This window comes from Nocardia sp. XZ_19_231 (assembly GCF_015355705.1).
Taxonomy (GTDB): domain Bacteria; phylum Actinomycetota; class Actinomycetes; order Mycobacteriales; family Mycobacteriaceae; genus Nocardia; species Nocardia salmonicida.
Genome location: NZ_JACUZI010000004.1, coordinates 507,231 through 519,733 on the forward strand (window position 1 = coordinate 507,231; position 12,503 = coordinate 519,733).

13 protein-coding genes and 1 riboswitch are annotated in these 12,503 nt (G+C 67.0%); of the genes, 7 read left to right on the forward strand and 6 right to left on the reverse strand.

The window, feature by feature from the left end; genetic code table 11:
* Window positions 1-24 precede the first annotated feature (24 nt).
* The 3 genes from IBJ82_RS20980 to IBJ82_RS20990 are packed head-to-tail and all read right to left on the reverse strand — an operon-like array spanning window position 25 to window position 3,206.
* A complete protein-coding gene (locus IBJ82_RS20980; RefSeq protein WP_194827645.1) occupies window positions 25-1,656 on the reverse strand; it encodes an ABC transporter permease in 1,632 nt (543 codons plus the stop codon).
* Window positions 1,653-2,582, reverse strand: coding sequence for an ABC transporter ATP-binding protein (locus IBJ82_RS20985; RefSeq protein WP_194827646.1), 930 nt, complete (start codon window positions 2,580-2,582; stop codon window positions 1,653-1,655). Before IBJ82_RS20985 ends, IBJ82_RS20980 begins: the two co-directional genes overlap by 4 nt.
* A 3-nt stretch (window positions 2,583-2,585) precedes the next feature.
* Window positions 2,586-3,206 (reverse strand): TetR/AcrR family transcriptional regulator, encoded by a 621-nt coding sequence (locus IBJ82_RS20990; RefSeq protein WP_194827647.1) that lies wholly within the window; start codon window positions 3,204-3,206, stop codon window positions 2,586-2,588.
* Window positions 3,207-3,307: 101 nt separating this feature from the next.
* On the opposite strand from IBJ82_RS20990, the gene IBJ82_RS20995 reads away from it, so the two are divergent.
* On the forward strand, window positions 3,308-5,239 hold the full coding sequence (locus IBJ82_RS20995) for an acyl-CoA dehydrogenase (RefSeq protein ID WP_194827648.1): 1,932 nt from the start codon (window positions 3,308-3,310) through the stop codon (window positions 5,237-5,239).
* On the opposite strand, the gene IBJ82_RS21000 is transcribed toward IBJ82_RS20995, so the two are convergent.
* The 3 genes from IBJ82_RS21000 to IBJ82_RS21010 all read right to left on the reverse strand — a co-directional run bounded on the left by IBJ82_RS21000 (window position 5,236) and on the right by IBJ82_RS21010 (window position 8,237).
* Window positions 5,236-5,832: a phosphatase PAP2 family protein gene (locus IBJ82_RS21000; RefSeq protein WP_370585403.1), complete on the reverse strand. Its 597-nt coding sequence runs from the start codon at window positions 5,830-5,832 to the stop codon at window positions 5,236-5,238. The two genes, IBJ82_RS20995 and IBJ82_RS21000, sit on opposite strands and share 4 nt — an antisense overlap.
* 32 nt (window positions 5,833-5,864) lie before the next feature.
* Window positions 5,865-6,743 (reverse strand): nuclease-related domain-containing protein, encoded by an 879-nt coding sequence (locus tag IBJ82_RS21005; RefSeq protein WP_370585404.1) that lies wholly within the window; start codon window positions 6,741-6,743, stop codon window positions 5,865-5,867.
* Window positions 6,744-6,839: 96 nt separating this feature from the next.
* A complete protein-coding gene (locus IBJ82_RS21010; RefSeq protein WP_370585405.1) occupies window positions 6,840-8,237 on the reverse strand; it encodes a DUF2252 domain-containing protein in 1,398 nt (465 codons plus the stop codon).
* A gap of 115 nt (window positions 8,238-8,352) precedes the next feature.
* Here IBJ82_RS21010 and IBJ82_RS21015 point away from each other — a divergent pair, with 115 nt between their 5' ends.
* The 6 genes from IBJ82_RS21015 (at window position 8,353) to IBJ82_RS21040 (ending at window position 12,303) form a co-directional block, all read left to right on the forward strand.
* A complete protein-coding gene (locus IBJ82_RS21015) occupies window positions 8,353-8,994 on the forward strand; it encodes a CDP-alcohol phosphatidyltransferase family protein (RefSeq protein WP_228537428.1) in 642 nt (213 codons plus the stop codon).
* 27 nt (window positions 8,995-9,021) lie between these two features.
* Complete coding sequence (gene gcvH, locus IBJ82_RS21020) at window positions 9,022-9,435, forward strand: glycine cleavage system protein GcvH (RefSeq protein WP_056817658.1); 414 nt, start codon at window positions 9,022-9,024, stop codon at window positions 9,433-9,435.
* Window positions 9,436-9,612: 177 nt separating this feature from the next.
* Entirely contained in the window at window positions 9,613-10,098 is a 486-nt protein-coding gene (locus tag IBJ82_RS21025) for an FHA domain-containing protein (RefSeq protein WP_056817657.1), read from the forward strand.
* Between the two features lie 70 nt (window positions 10,099-10,168).
* Window positions 10,169-10,954 carry a MerR family transcriptional regulator gene (locus IBJ82_RS21030; protein WP_194827652.1) on the forward strand — a complete coding sequence of 262 codons (786 nt, stop codon included), beginning with the start codon at window positions 10,169-10,171 and terminating at the stop codon, window positions 10,952-10,954.
* A gap of 159 nt (window positions 10,955-11,113) precedes the next feature.
* Entirely contained in the window at window positions 11,114-11,587 is a 474-nt protein-coding gene (locus tag IBJ82_RS21035) for a bifunctional nuclease family protein (RefSeq protein WP_194827653.1), read from the forward strand.
* A gap of 158 nt (window positions 11,588-11,745) precedes the next feature.
* Window positions 11,746-12,303, forward strand: a complete 558-nt coding sequence (locus IBJ82_RS21040; protein WP_131816826.1) for a MerR family transcriptional regulator — start codon at window positions 11,746-11,748, stop codon at window positions 12,301-12,303.
* 75 nt (window positions 12,304-12,378) lie between these two features.
* Window positions 12,379-12,478: riboswitch (glycine riboswitch) on the forward strand.
* Window positions 12,479-12,503: the final 25 nt, after the last annotated feature.

A 12,503-nucleotide genomic window follows, 5' to 3' on the forward strand; every position in this document is an offset into this window, starting at 1 on the left:
TCACCACCCCGATCCGGTGCACCGTCAGCGTAGGTCCCGGCGACGGAAGGCCATGAGCCCCACCAGGATTCCCGCTCCCGCGACGGTAACCAGGTAGGCGATCGGCACGATGTCGAACGCCGCGCCCGGCAGCTTGGGCGGGTGGATGAAGGGGACCAGATCGAGAATCCACTGCGGGAAGGTGCCCAGCGAGCCGAGCAGGAAGATCACGATCATCGCGCTCAGTACGCCCCAGGCGAGTGCCGCGTACTTGGGTAAGGTGCCGAACAACAGCATCGCGACGGCGGTGATCACCCAGACCGCGGGAAGTTGCACCGCGACCGCGCCCACGGATTCGCCGACTTTGCCGGGCAGGTCGCCGTCTGTGGCACCCCAGACGATTCCGATGGCCAGGCCCGCCGCCAGCAGGGCCACGGCGGGTCCGCCGATCGCGAACAGCAGGTGGCTGGACGCGTAGCGCACGCGCCCCACCGCGGCGGCCAGGACTGTCTCGGCGCGGCCCGAGTTCTCCTCCTCGTGCAGCCGCAGCACGGCTGACACCGAGTAGGCGGCGGCCGCGGCGGCCAGCATGGTGACGGCGTAGGCGATGAACGACTTCTCCAGATCCGCCGACCCACCCAGCGAGGTGACCACGTCCTGCAGGGTGCCGCTGTCGTCGAGCATGCCGCCGATGCTGTTCACCGCGCCACCGATGAGCAGGCCGTACAGGGCGAAACCGGTCGTCCAGGCGATCAGCGAACCGCGCTGCAATCGCCAGGCCAGACCCACCGGACCCGACAGCGCGGTGCCACCGGCGGCCGGTCCGGGGCTTTCGGCCAGTAGGCCCGCGCCGAGATCGCGGGTCCGCAGCAACCGGTAGGCGAGCAGGGTGGCACCGGCGCCGAGAGCGGCCAACGGCACCAGTACCCACCAGCGTTCGTCGGCGAACGGGCGGATCTGCAGGCACCAACCCAGCGGCGAGAACCACGACAGCACACCGTTTCCCGCGTCGCCGACCGCACGCACCGCGAACGCCGCGCCCAAGGCGCCGAGGGCGATGCCGCGGGCGAGCCGGGCGCCGGTGCTGACCTGAGCGGCGACGGCGGCCACCGCACCCCAGACGACACCGGACGCGGCGAGCGCGGCGCCGAAGGCCACCGAGCCCGCGACCGGCAGATCGGTAGCCATCAGTGAAGCGGCGCAAGCGATTCCGGCGACTACCGACGCACCGTAGGTGAGCAGGAGTGCTCCGGTGAGGCCGGCGAACCGGCCGATGCTGGTGGCGCCGACGAGTTCCGCGCGCCCCGTCTCCTCCTCGACCCTGGTGTGGCGGATGACCGTGAGGACCGCGGCGATCGCGATCATCGCGTACATCGCCCCGGCCTTCCAGGTGCCGATGGAACCCAGTGCCGAGCTGAAAACCGGTCCGTACATGGCGACCAGGGCCGGACTCGCCGCCGTGGTCGCCGCGAAGTTGTCGAGCTGTTCACCGGTGGTGTAGATGTCCTTGATCGAGACGATCTGTAGTGCGGGCATCAGCCCGATCAGCAGCGACCACAGCGGGGCGACCACCCGGTCGCGGCGCAGCTGCAGGCGCAGCATCTGACCGGTGCCGGCGAATTCGCCTGCGGTGCGCGAGGTTGCGGTGAAACGGGGGACCGCGACGGTGGTGGTCATGCCCGCACCTTCTCCGCGGTCTCGGCGTTGTCGACGTGGTAGTGGCGCAGGAACAGATCCTCGAGCGTCGGCGGCGCACTGGTCAGGCTGCGCACGCCCGCGTCACCGAGTACCCGGATCAGGGCGCCGAGGTGGTCGGCGTCGACCTGGCAGCGCAGCGTCGAACCGTCTTGTTCGACATCGCCGACGCCGGGCATCGCGCTCAGATCGCCGGGATCGCCGATCAGGTCCGCGGTGATGGCGGTGCGGCTCAGGTGGCGAAGTTCGTTCAGCGAACCGGATTCGACGGTTCGACCGGCTCGGATGATCGTGACCCGGTCACACAGGTGCTCGACCTCGGACAGGATGTGGCTCGACAGCAGCACCGTCGCACCACGGGCCGCGGCCTCGCGCACACAGTCCTGGAAGACCTGTTCCATGAGTGGGTCGAGACCCGACGTCGGCTCGTCGAGGATCAACAGGTCCGCATTCGCCGAAAAGGCCGACACCAGTGCGACCTTCTGCCGGTTGCCCTTGGAGTAGGTACGCGCCTTCTTGGTCGGGTCCAGCTCGAAGCGTTCGATCAGCTCGCCCCGGCGTGTCTGGTCCAGGCCACCGCGCATGCGGGCGAGTAGATCGATCGTCTCGCCGCCCGACAGCGACGGCCACAGGGTGACATCGCCTGGGACGTAGGCGATCCGGCGATGCAGGGCGACCGCATCGGTCCACGGGTCGCGGCCGAAGACCGCGGCTCGGCCGCCGGTCGCGCGCAGTACGCCGAGCAGGATTCGGATAGTGGTGGACTTGCCTGAGCCGTTGGGGCCGAGGAAACCGTGGATTTCGCCGGTGTCGATGCGGAGGTCGAGTCCGTCGAGCGCGGTGAAGCGGCCGAACGTCTTGCGCAGGTCCGCGACATCGATGACCCGGTCGTCGGTGGGGGAGGGCATCGTCTACTCCTCGAAAAGGGTGTCGAGCATGGTGGAATCGGTGAGCAATCCTTGGGTGTAGAGCTCGAGCGCCGGAAAGGTGATCTCGTCGGACAGCTCACGAATCGCCTTGCGGTAATCGAGTTTTCCTTCGCGCTGCAGGCGCATCTGGAGATAGAGGTTCATCGCGCCGACATGGCAGAGCACGATGTAGCGAGCGCGAGCCGCGTGGTCGCGACTCGCCTTGACCTTGCCCTCGTCGACGCCGGTCTGCATGTACTGCTCGGCGTCGGTGATCATGTGCTCGAGCAATGACTCCGACAGCGGGCCGCCGGCTTGGAAGCTGCGCAGTATGTAGGCCACCAGGGGTGCGTACATCTCGATCTCGGCCATCGCGTTCAAGATCCCCGCAGGACCGGGCGCCTGGATCGCGCGCAGCTTCTCGTCGCGGATGATCTCGAGCACACGATCGTCGCAGACCGCGCGCAGTCCGTCCTTGGACCCGAAGTGATGGTTCACCAGCCCGGGCGACACCCCGGCTGCGGCGGCGATGGCCCGGACGCCGACACCGAAGCCCTGCTCACCGAACAATTCGATCGCGGCATCGCGAATCCTCGCGGCGGTGGTGAGATCGGCTGAACGCATGTTCAATATGTTAAACGCGTGTTCAATCCGCTGGCAAGACTTTCGTCCGAACCGAGTTCCGGGTCTGGGTGACACTTCGCGCTCGGGCTAATGTCGAAGCCATGGCTACCGGCACATCGACGACGGCAGAACATCTCCGTGCAGCGCTGGACGGACCGTGGCGCGCGGTCAGGCAACAGGCACGCACACAGCTCGCCGGCGAGGAATTCACCGACGACCCCGAACTCGACATCCACGCGGCCAGGGCGCGCGTGCTCGACCAGATGCGCGTGATCGCGACCATGGGCTACCCCGAGCGCGGCTTCCGGCCCGAGAACGGCGGCACCGGCGATCCCGGCGGTGCGGTCATCGGGCTGGAGATGCTGGCCTACACCGACCTGTCGCTGTGGGTGAAGTCCGGCGTGCAGTGGGGACTGTTCGGCGGCGCGGTGGAGAATCTGGGCACCGAACGGCACCGTGACTTCATCAAGCGCCTGATCTCGCTCGATCTGCTCGGCTGTTTCGCGATGACCGAGTCCGGGCACGGCAGCGATGTCGCCAACGTGGAGACCACGGCCACCTACGATCCGGCCACCCAGGAGTTCGTCGTCAACACCCCGACGCCGTCGGCGCGCAAGGACTACATCGGCGGCGCCGCAGTCCACGCGCGGATGGCCGCGGTGTTCGCTCAGCTGATCGTCGGCGGCGAGAGCAAGGGCGTGCACTGTCTGCTGGTGCCGATCCGCGACGAGCTCGGCGCGGACCTGCCCGGCGTGACCACCTACGACGACGGACTCAAGGGTGGTCTGCCCGGCGTCGACAACGGCCGGATCGTCTTCGATCAGGTGCGTATCCCGCGCGAGAATCTGCTCAACCGCTACGCCGACGTCTCCCCGGACGGCACCTACAGCTCCGAGATCGAGAACCCGAGCCGGCGCTTCTTCACGACCCTCGGCACGCTGGTACGTGGCCGGGTCAGCGTCGGCGGCGCGGCCGCGGCGGGCACGCGGGTGGCACTGAGTATCGCCGTGCGGTACGCGCTGGCGCGCCGCCAGTTCGCCGATCCCGACACCGGCGACGAGACCCTGCTGATGGACTACCGCAGTCATCAGCGCAGGCTGCTGCCCCTGGTCGCGAAGTCGTTCGCGCTGGCCTTCGCCCAGAACGACCTCGTTCGGCGGATGGATGAGATCCAGCGCGGGGAGAACACCGAACCGAGTTCACAGCGGGCGCTGGAGAAGCGTGCCGCCGGTTTCAAGGTCGCTCAGACCCGCCACGCCACCCGGGCCATTCAGGAATGTCGCGAAGCCTGCGGCGGCGCGGGATATCTCACCGAGAACCGGCTGGTCACGCTGAAGGCCGACACCGATGTGTTCACCACTTTCGAGGGCGACAACGTCGTCTTGACCCAGCTCGTGGCGAAGGAACTGCTCACGGCCTACTCCGACGAGGTCCGCGACCTCGACGCGCTCGGCTGGGTGCGTTTCGCCGCCACCATGGCCGGTGACGTGGTGCGGAAACGCTCCGGTGTGCGTCAGCTGATCCAGACCCTGCGCGACCGCAACGACGAGACAGTCGACGAGGGCGACCTGTCCAAACGCGACGTCCAGCTGCAGCTGTTCGCCGACCGCGAGGACTACCTGCTGCGGACCGCCGCGCACCGGCTGCGCGCCCGTGCCACCGACACCGGACCGTTCGAGGCGTTCAACAACGCCCAGGACCACATCCTGGCCGCCGGCGCCGCGCACATCGATCGCCTCGTGCTGGAGGCGTTCGTCGACGGCATCGCCGAGATCGAGGACCCGGACGCGAAGGCTCTCGCCGAAACAGTCTGCGACCTCTATGTGTACGCCTCGCTGGAGGAGAACCTGGCCTGGTACATCATGCACCGGTTCATGTCGGTGGAGCGGGCGAAGGCGGTGCGGCGCGGGGTGAACGAACTCGTCGACCGCCTGCGTCCCGACGCGCTGACCCTGGTGGAGGCGATGGGCGTGCCCGAGACGATGCTGCGCGCCGACATGCTGCACGACGCCAGCGTTTTCGATCGCCGTTAGGCGCTGCTTCGGTCCCGTAAGGCCTCGGAGAGCCAGCACAGCCCAATCGCCATCGCCGCCGCTGCCGCCGCCCCACCGAGTACATCGGTGGGGTGGTGGTAGCCCAATTCGGCCATGGCGGGGGTGATCGCGATCAGCGCGAGCACGGTCAGCGCCGAGACCAGGACACGTATCCGGTAGTCGGTCACCAGGAACGCGAAAGTTGTTGCGACAGCGACCATATGGACGGTGTGCCCGCTGGGGTAGGCGAGATGGTCGTCGAGTCGGCGATCCCACAGCGGTTTGAGCAACCAGGTGTTGACCGCCAACGCGATCTCGGGAACCGCCAGCATGGTCACCGCCTGCCACCACTGCCGACGCAGGGCGAACCAGGCGCACGCGGCCAGCAGCAGCGCTACGACCACCGGTGCGTTGCTCGGGGTGACGAGCACCTGCGCGAGACCGGGGGAGACGGTGTCCTCGGACACCACGGCATCCAGCTCGCTCGCTCCGCCGTGCGCGGGAAACGTCAACGGAATCGCGGCGGTCAGTGCGGCACCGGCGCCGATCGCGGTTACCCGGACAACGGTGGCACTGCGAACACGGTCGATCACGCCACGCGACGACAGCCCCCGCCCGGCCCCGCTCAGGCGGGACCGTAGGTGAGCACCGCCGTGACCACGAACCACAGCACCCACACAATGGCCACGATCATGCCGAGGGCGAGGATGGTCCGCAGGAACGCCCGGCCGAAATCGAGATCGCCATCGACTCGCGGATACAGCTTCCACGGGCTGTACCACGGCGCCAGCATGCCCCGGGACTGCGCTTGGCGTTCGAGCTCGGCCTGGTCCTCGGCGTAGGCCTCCGCGGCCGCCTGGGTGGGCCCGCCGTGCCACAGCGTCACGTCGATCGGACCGAGGAAGCCTTCGTTGAGAAGATCCTGCGGTGCGGGCAGGAACGGCAGGATGCCGAGGCCGCGGAACGCGATGGCGACGTCGTTGGCCGTCCAGAGGTTGTGTTCCTTCTCGGCCAGCAACTCGAAGTACATCTCGAGTCGGTTCGGGTCGTCGGTGACGATCACATCGAAGCTCGGGTCGCTCCAGCCCTGGTGCACGTCGATCTGGGCGCCGGGCATCGGCACGATCAGGCCCAGACCGTGCACCGCGCGCTGGCCGAGCCCGCGAGCGGCGAGATAGTCCTGCAGCGCGAAGGTGTGATCACGCGAACGCTCCAGCGGCGTTGACTTCTCCGCACCCGCGAACTGGGCGAGCTCACCGGAGACCATCCACGGCCCGTTGAGCGGGATCTCCAGCACGCCGTCCTGCGGGGCGGTGAACGTCTCCGCCTCGATCACCACGCAGCTGGTCGGAGTCCAGACCACCGCGTCGAACTGGTGCAGCCGATCCTGATGGAACAGGCTGCAGTTGATCGTGGCGACACCGTGCGGGCTCGACGGGTCCTTCCATCTGCGAAACCAGTCGATCAGCGCCGCCTCGGCATCGCTGCCTGCCGCATTCTGCACGCGCACGAGCATGGAGACCGCCCTTCGTTGGTCGTTGGCGCGGTGCTCGGCACACGTGAACTGCGCCGAGAACCGTTGGCGTACATCGTAGCCGGGTCAATCCTGTTCGGCGGCGATCGTGCCCGCGTCCACGGCGGCGACGAGTTCGGCGTGATCGGCCTCGGTGCGGTCGGCATAGCGCACCGCGAAGGCGGCTACCGATTCCTCGAACCGGTCGTCCTCGTCGTCGTCGGTTTCCAAGTAGCCTGCCAGCGCGCGCGGGTCCAACGAGCGGGCATGCGCGCGGGCCAGCAACGCACCGGCGAGTCTTCCGTAGTCGTCGAGATCGTCGGCGGACAAAGCCGCCGGGTCGATACTGCCCTTGAGATTGCGGAACTGGCGCACGATGAACGGCAGCGATTCGTCGAGTTCGATGGTCGTCCAGCCGAGCAGGATATCGGTCTCGGACTGCACGGACCGCGCACCGACCACGATCCGCTCGCCCTCGTGGCGGGGCGCGGTCGGCGGCAGGAACGGGGCGAGTGCGGACGGACGCGCCTGCTTGACCTGCAGCACCACCGCCTCGCCGTCGTTGCCGTGCAACAGCGCCACATAGCTGTGCAGGCCCACGCTGCCGGTCCCGACGATGCGGAACGCGACATCGGAGACCGCGAACCGGGTCAGCAGATTGCGCCGGGACTCCCGGATGGTGCTCGCGTAGTTCTCCAAGCCGTCGATCACCGCCTTCGACACTCGGGCATCGACCGCCGTCAGCACCGGCGGATCGCTGACGAAACGGCGCTTGCGGATGTCGGTCTCGTGATCGTCGAGGTGCTCGGTCCACTTCGCCACCACTTTGGCGCTGGTGTTCTTGCGGGCCTTCTTGGCGGCCTTCTTGAAGTCGTCGAGCAGGTCCTCGGCCTTGGCGCTGGTCAGGATCGACTCGTCGGGCAACGCGGTCCACGACTGCATGAACGGCATGTCGGCCAATTCGGCGACGGTGAGGCGGTAGGAGCGGGCGGCATCGCGTGCCGCGCACAGGCAGTCGTCCTCGTCGACGCCGCCTTCTCGCCCGGCCAGCACGAGGCTCGCCGCCAGGCGCTCCAGATCCCACTCCCACGGGCCCATGACCGTCTCGTCGAAGTCATTGATATCCATCACGATTTCGCCACGTTGGGTCCCGTAGAGGCCGAAGTTCGCGGCATGGGCGTCACCACAGATCTGAGCGGCCAACCCGCTGTCCGGTCCGGCGGCGAGGTCGGCGGCCATCAGTCCGGCGGCGCCGCGGAAGAACGTGAACGGTGAGGCGATCATCCGGCCGATCCGCAGCGGAATCAGGCGCTCGATCCGCCCACGATTGCTGATATCGATGAACTCGCGCACCGTCGGCCGCTCGGGGCTCTCCGCGGCGCGGTCACGCTCGGTGACAGGCACCCGTCGCCTGGCAGCCCGACCACGTTCGCGGGCGTCCTCGGCAGAGACGTAGGAGCGCAGATCAATACCACTGTCGGACACGACTGCCCAGGTTAGCCGGTCGCGGCACGGTGAGCAGCGCCACGCTCGATACGCAGCGGAGTTGACGGCGTTTCGGCGTGGCCGGATGGCGCGAGCAGGGGTCGCTGCGGTAAGCATGGGCGTGGCAACCGAATCAGGAACGCCGGGCACGCACGACACCGAATCCGGTGGCGTGTTCAGCGACCGCATCCTGACCGTGCCGAATGCGTTGAGCATAGTGCGGCTGATCGGCATTCCCGTCTTCCTGTGGCTGATGCTGGTTCGCCACGCCGACGGCTGGGCGTTCGCGCTGTTGATCGCCAGTGGCTTCACCGATTTCCTCGACGGCAAACTCGCAAGGTTGCTCGATCAGTCCTCGCGCCTCGGCGCGTTGCTCGACCCGCTCGTTGACCGGCTGTATCTGGTGACGACTCTGGTCGCGTTCGTCGCGCGAGGACTGCTCCCGTGGTGGCTCGCGGTGATCTTGATCGCACGCGATCTGGTGCTCACCGCGACCCTTTCGGTGTACAAACGGCGCGAACTACCCGCCCCGGAGGTGATCTACCTGGGGAAAGCGGCCACTTTCGCGCTGATGTCGGCACTGCCGTGGATGCTGACCGGGGAGATGGACTGGGCGGGGGCGAGTTTCGGGTGGGCCTTCGGCTGGGCACTACTGATCTGGGGTACGGCACTCTACGTCTGGACCGGGGTGCTCTACGCGGGGCTCGCGGTCGCGGTCGCGCGATCGATACCGCCTGTGCCGCACCGTGGCAGCTAGTCGATACTGTTGCGTGCAACGTCGACGATGAAAGGACGTCCTGTGACCCGGACCCCTGAGGAACTGCGCTACACCGAAGAGCACGAATGGGTGCGGCGGACCAGCCCCACGGCGGTCCGTGTCGGCATCACCGATTACGCCCAGTCACAGCTGGGTGACGTCGTCTTCGTCCAACTGCCCGATGTCGACAAAGATGTGACCGTCGGTGACAGCATCGCCGAGGTCGAGTCGACCAAGAGCGTGTCCGACATCTACGCTCCGCTCAGCGGCAAAGTCGTTGCGGTGAACGAGGATCTGGTGCAATCACCGGAGACGCTCAACACCGATCCCTACGACGCGGGCTGGTTGTTCGAGCTCGCATTCGACGACGAGGCAACCCTGGATTCCGCCCTCGGTGAACTGCTGGATGCAGCGGGTTACCAAGGAGTTATCGGGGGCTGACTCAGCCTTCACAGTTCTCCCTGCACGGGCACGCCCCGGCAGGGTACGGTCAAAGCCAAGCGGATACGTCGGGGAATCGACGCCGGGATCTTTTCCTGGCGATGTGATCGCGCCGGTCGTGTCGCCGAATACAGCACCTGCTTGCATGGATAATCAGGTTCGAGGAGGAGAGAAACGGTGAGCGAGAACAGGGACCCGGGTTACGGGGAAACCGCGGCCGAGACGACATCGGTCTTCCGCGCGGACTTCCTCAACGAGGTCGACGCGTCGCGCTCCGCAGAGCCGACCGGCGAACAGCCGGTTCAGGGCGTCGAGGGCCTGCCTGCCGGCGCGGCCCTCCTGGTGGTCAAGCGTGGCCCGAACGCGGGCTCGCGTTTCCTGCTGGATCAGCCGACCACGTCGGCCGGCCGCCATCCCGACAGTGACATCTTTCTCGATGACGTCACTGTCAGCCGTCGGCATGCCGAGTTCCGTCAGGACGACGACTCGTTTCAGGTCGTCGATGTGGGCAGCCTCAACGGCACCTACGTCAACCGGGAGCCGGTGGACTCCTCGGAGCTGCAGAACGGCGACGAGGTCCAGATCGGCAAGTTCCGGCTGGTCTTCCTGACCGGTCCGCGCGCGCAGGCGAACGAGTCGGCGTCGGGCGCGGGGTCGCGATGACCCCAACGGTACTGGTGCCCGCGAAGGGCACAGTGCTGTGACAGGGGCGGCGCAGTGGGCGCGCGGAGGGATGTCGATCGGCTCCGTACTCGACCTGCTGCGACCAGATTTTCCTGACATCACCATCTCCAAGATCCGGTTCCTCGAATCCGAGGGCCTGATCCGGCCGGAACGGACACCGTCGGGATACCGGCGGTTCTCGATTTCCGACTACGAACGGCTGCGCTTCGTACTGACCGCGCAACGCGATCAGTACTTGCCGTTGAAGGTGATCAAGGAGCAGTTGGAAGCGATCGACAGTGGTGCGGCGACGTTGGGCGTGCGTGAAGCGCGCGCCCGCGCGCACTCCCACCACGGTTCCGCGGACGCCGGGCACGGTGTGTCCGGCTCCGCGCGCACCGACGAGGCGATGAGCACGCCGCCACCGCGCCGCCTCGGTATCGTCTCCGGTGCGATCTCGCCCGAGGAACTGCGCGTCGACGTCGCCGTGCGGCTCACCAGGGCCGATCTGCTCGCCAAGGCCGATATCGACGACCGTTTCCTCGACGATCTGCTGCGCGCGGGACTCATCGTCCCCGGCGCCGGTGGATTCTTCGAGTCCGATGCGGTGACCCTCGCACACGCGGCGAAAGCCATGGCCGAATTCGGTCTGGAGGCTCGCCACCTGCGCGCCTTCAAACTGGCCGCCGACCGCGAGGCCGCGCTGATCGCGCAAATCGCCGCGCCCATCGCCAAGAGCCGCGATGCCGACGCGCGCGCACGCGCGGAAGAGACGGTCCGCGAACTCGCGGCGCTCTCGCTGAACTTGCACGCCGCACTGGTGAAAGCCGCGGTGCGCACGGCCCTCGGCGGCTGACACACCCGGCCGGGTGATCGGGTATCGCCCGGGCTACACACCGATTTCGGCTCGACCGTCTTCCTTGCGCGCCCCAGAATTCGCCTAGACTCGTTGATACGGCGAGCTGTGCAGCTGTCGTGCCGGCCGGCGGCCGAGTATGGGAGGCAGGACTTACTCATGAGCGAGATGCGTGTCATCGGCATCCGTGTCGAGCAGCCACAGAACCAGCCCGTGCTGCTGCTGCGGGAGGCAGAGGGGGAGCGGTATCTGCCGATCTGGATCGGGCAGGCCGAGGCCACCGCGATCGTGCTCGAGCAGGAGGGAGTCACTCCGATCCGTCCACTTACTCACGATCTGATCAAGATTTTGATCACCGAGCTGGGACACACACTCAAGGAAGTGCGGATCGTCGATCTGCAGGAGGGCACCTTCTACGCCGACTTGGTCTTCGACGGCGACCTGCGGGTCTCGGCGCGGCCCTCGGACTCGGTGGCGATCGCCTTGCGCGTGGGGTGCCCGATCTACGCCGAGGAACCGGTCCTCGCCGAGGCGGGACTGGTGATGCCCGACGAACGCGAGGACGAGGTGGAGAAGTTCAAGGAGTTCCTGGAGTCGGTCTCACCCGACGACTTCAAGGCGACCGACAGTTGATCACGATCTTCTAAACCTGAAGTAGAGGTCCAGGGAATCGCGGCGTTTGGTGCTTGGTGTGACAACACCGCAGGTCCGACAATGGCAGGAGTAACCTCGAAAGTCGGGCAACATCCGTCGTGACTCCGACCCGAGAACGTCGGCAGAAGGAGCGATCAGTGGAAGAACAAACGCAGGATGTCGTACAGCCTGGCTTGTTCCCGGACGACTCGGTTCCGGATGATCTGGTCGGCTACCGGGTGCCGAGCGCCTGTCAGGTCGCCGGTATCACCTACCGTCAGCTCGACTACTGGGCCCGCACCGGGCTGGTCGTGCCGTCGATCCGTGGTGCGGCCGGTTCGGGCAGTCAGCGGCTGTACTCGTTCAAGGACATCCTTGTCCTCAAGATCGTGAAGCGACTGCTGGACGCGGGCATCTCTTTACAGAACATCCGGATCGCCGTCGATCACCTGCGTAGCCGCGGTGTCGGCGATCTCGCCGGGATCACCCTGTTCTCCGACGGAACCTCGGTATACGAGTGCACCTCGCCCGAGGAGGTAGTCGATTTACTGCAGGGTGGGCAGGGCGTGTTCGGCATCGCCGTCGGTGGCGCCATGCGTGAGCTGACCGGCGCGATCGCGGACTTCCCGGCAGAACGAGCCACCGCCATCACCGACCGCCCCGAAGACGAGCTCTCTTTCCGCCGCAAGGTGAGGGAGAACCGCAAGACAGGTTAGTGACCAGTACTACACCCCCGGCGTGCCCCTGGTGGCGCGACCGGGGGTTTGCTGCATCTAGAATCAGTGGTGCGTCGCCGCCGTGCGGGAGAGTCCTCGGTTCGCGAGAATCGGGGCGCCGAAGGAGCAGCACCTCCCCGTCAATCTCTCAGGCAACAGGGACCGCACGGTGATTCGACGCCTCTGGAAAGCGGTGGCAT

Bases quoted from the DNA above. Each gene is read 5' to 3' on its own strand.
- IBJ82_RS20995 (WP_194827648.1), top strand. From the start codon at position 3,308: ATGGCTACCGGCACATCGACGACGGCAGAACATCTCCGTGCAGCGCTG.
- IBJ82_RS21030 (WP_194827652.1), top strand. From the start codon at position 10,169: ATGTCGATCGGCTCCGTACTCGACCTGCTGCGACCAGATTTTCCTGAC.
- IBJ82_RS20980 (WP_194827645.1), bottom strand. From the start codon at position 1,656: ATGACCACCACCGTCGCGGTCCCCCGTTTCACCGCAACCTCGCGCACC.
- IBJ82_RS20990 (WP_194827647.1), bottom strand. From the start codon at position 3,206: ATGCGTTCAGCCGATCTCACCACCGCCGCGAGGATTCGCGATGCCGCG.
- IBJ82_RS21015 (WP_228537428.1), top strand. From the start codon at position 8,353: ATGGGCGTGGCAACCGAATCAGGAACGCCGGGCACGCACGACACCGAA.
- IBJ82_RS21035 (WP_194827653.1), top strand. From the start codon at position 11,114: ATGAGCGAGATGCGTGTCATCGGCATCCGTGTCGAGCAGCCACAGAAC.
- IBJ82_RS20985 (WP_194827646.1), bottom strand. From the start codon at position 2,582: ATGCCCTCCCCCACCGACGACCGGGTCATCGATGTCGCGGACCTGCGC.
- gcvH (WP_056817658.1), top strand. From the start codon at position 9,022: ATGAAAGGACGTCCTGTGACCCGGACCCCTGAGGAACTGCGCTACACC.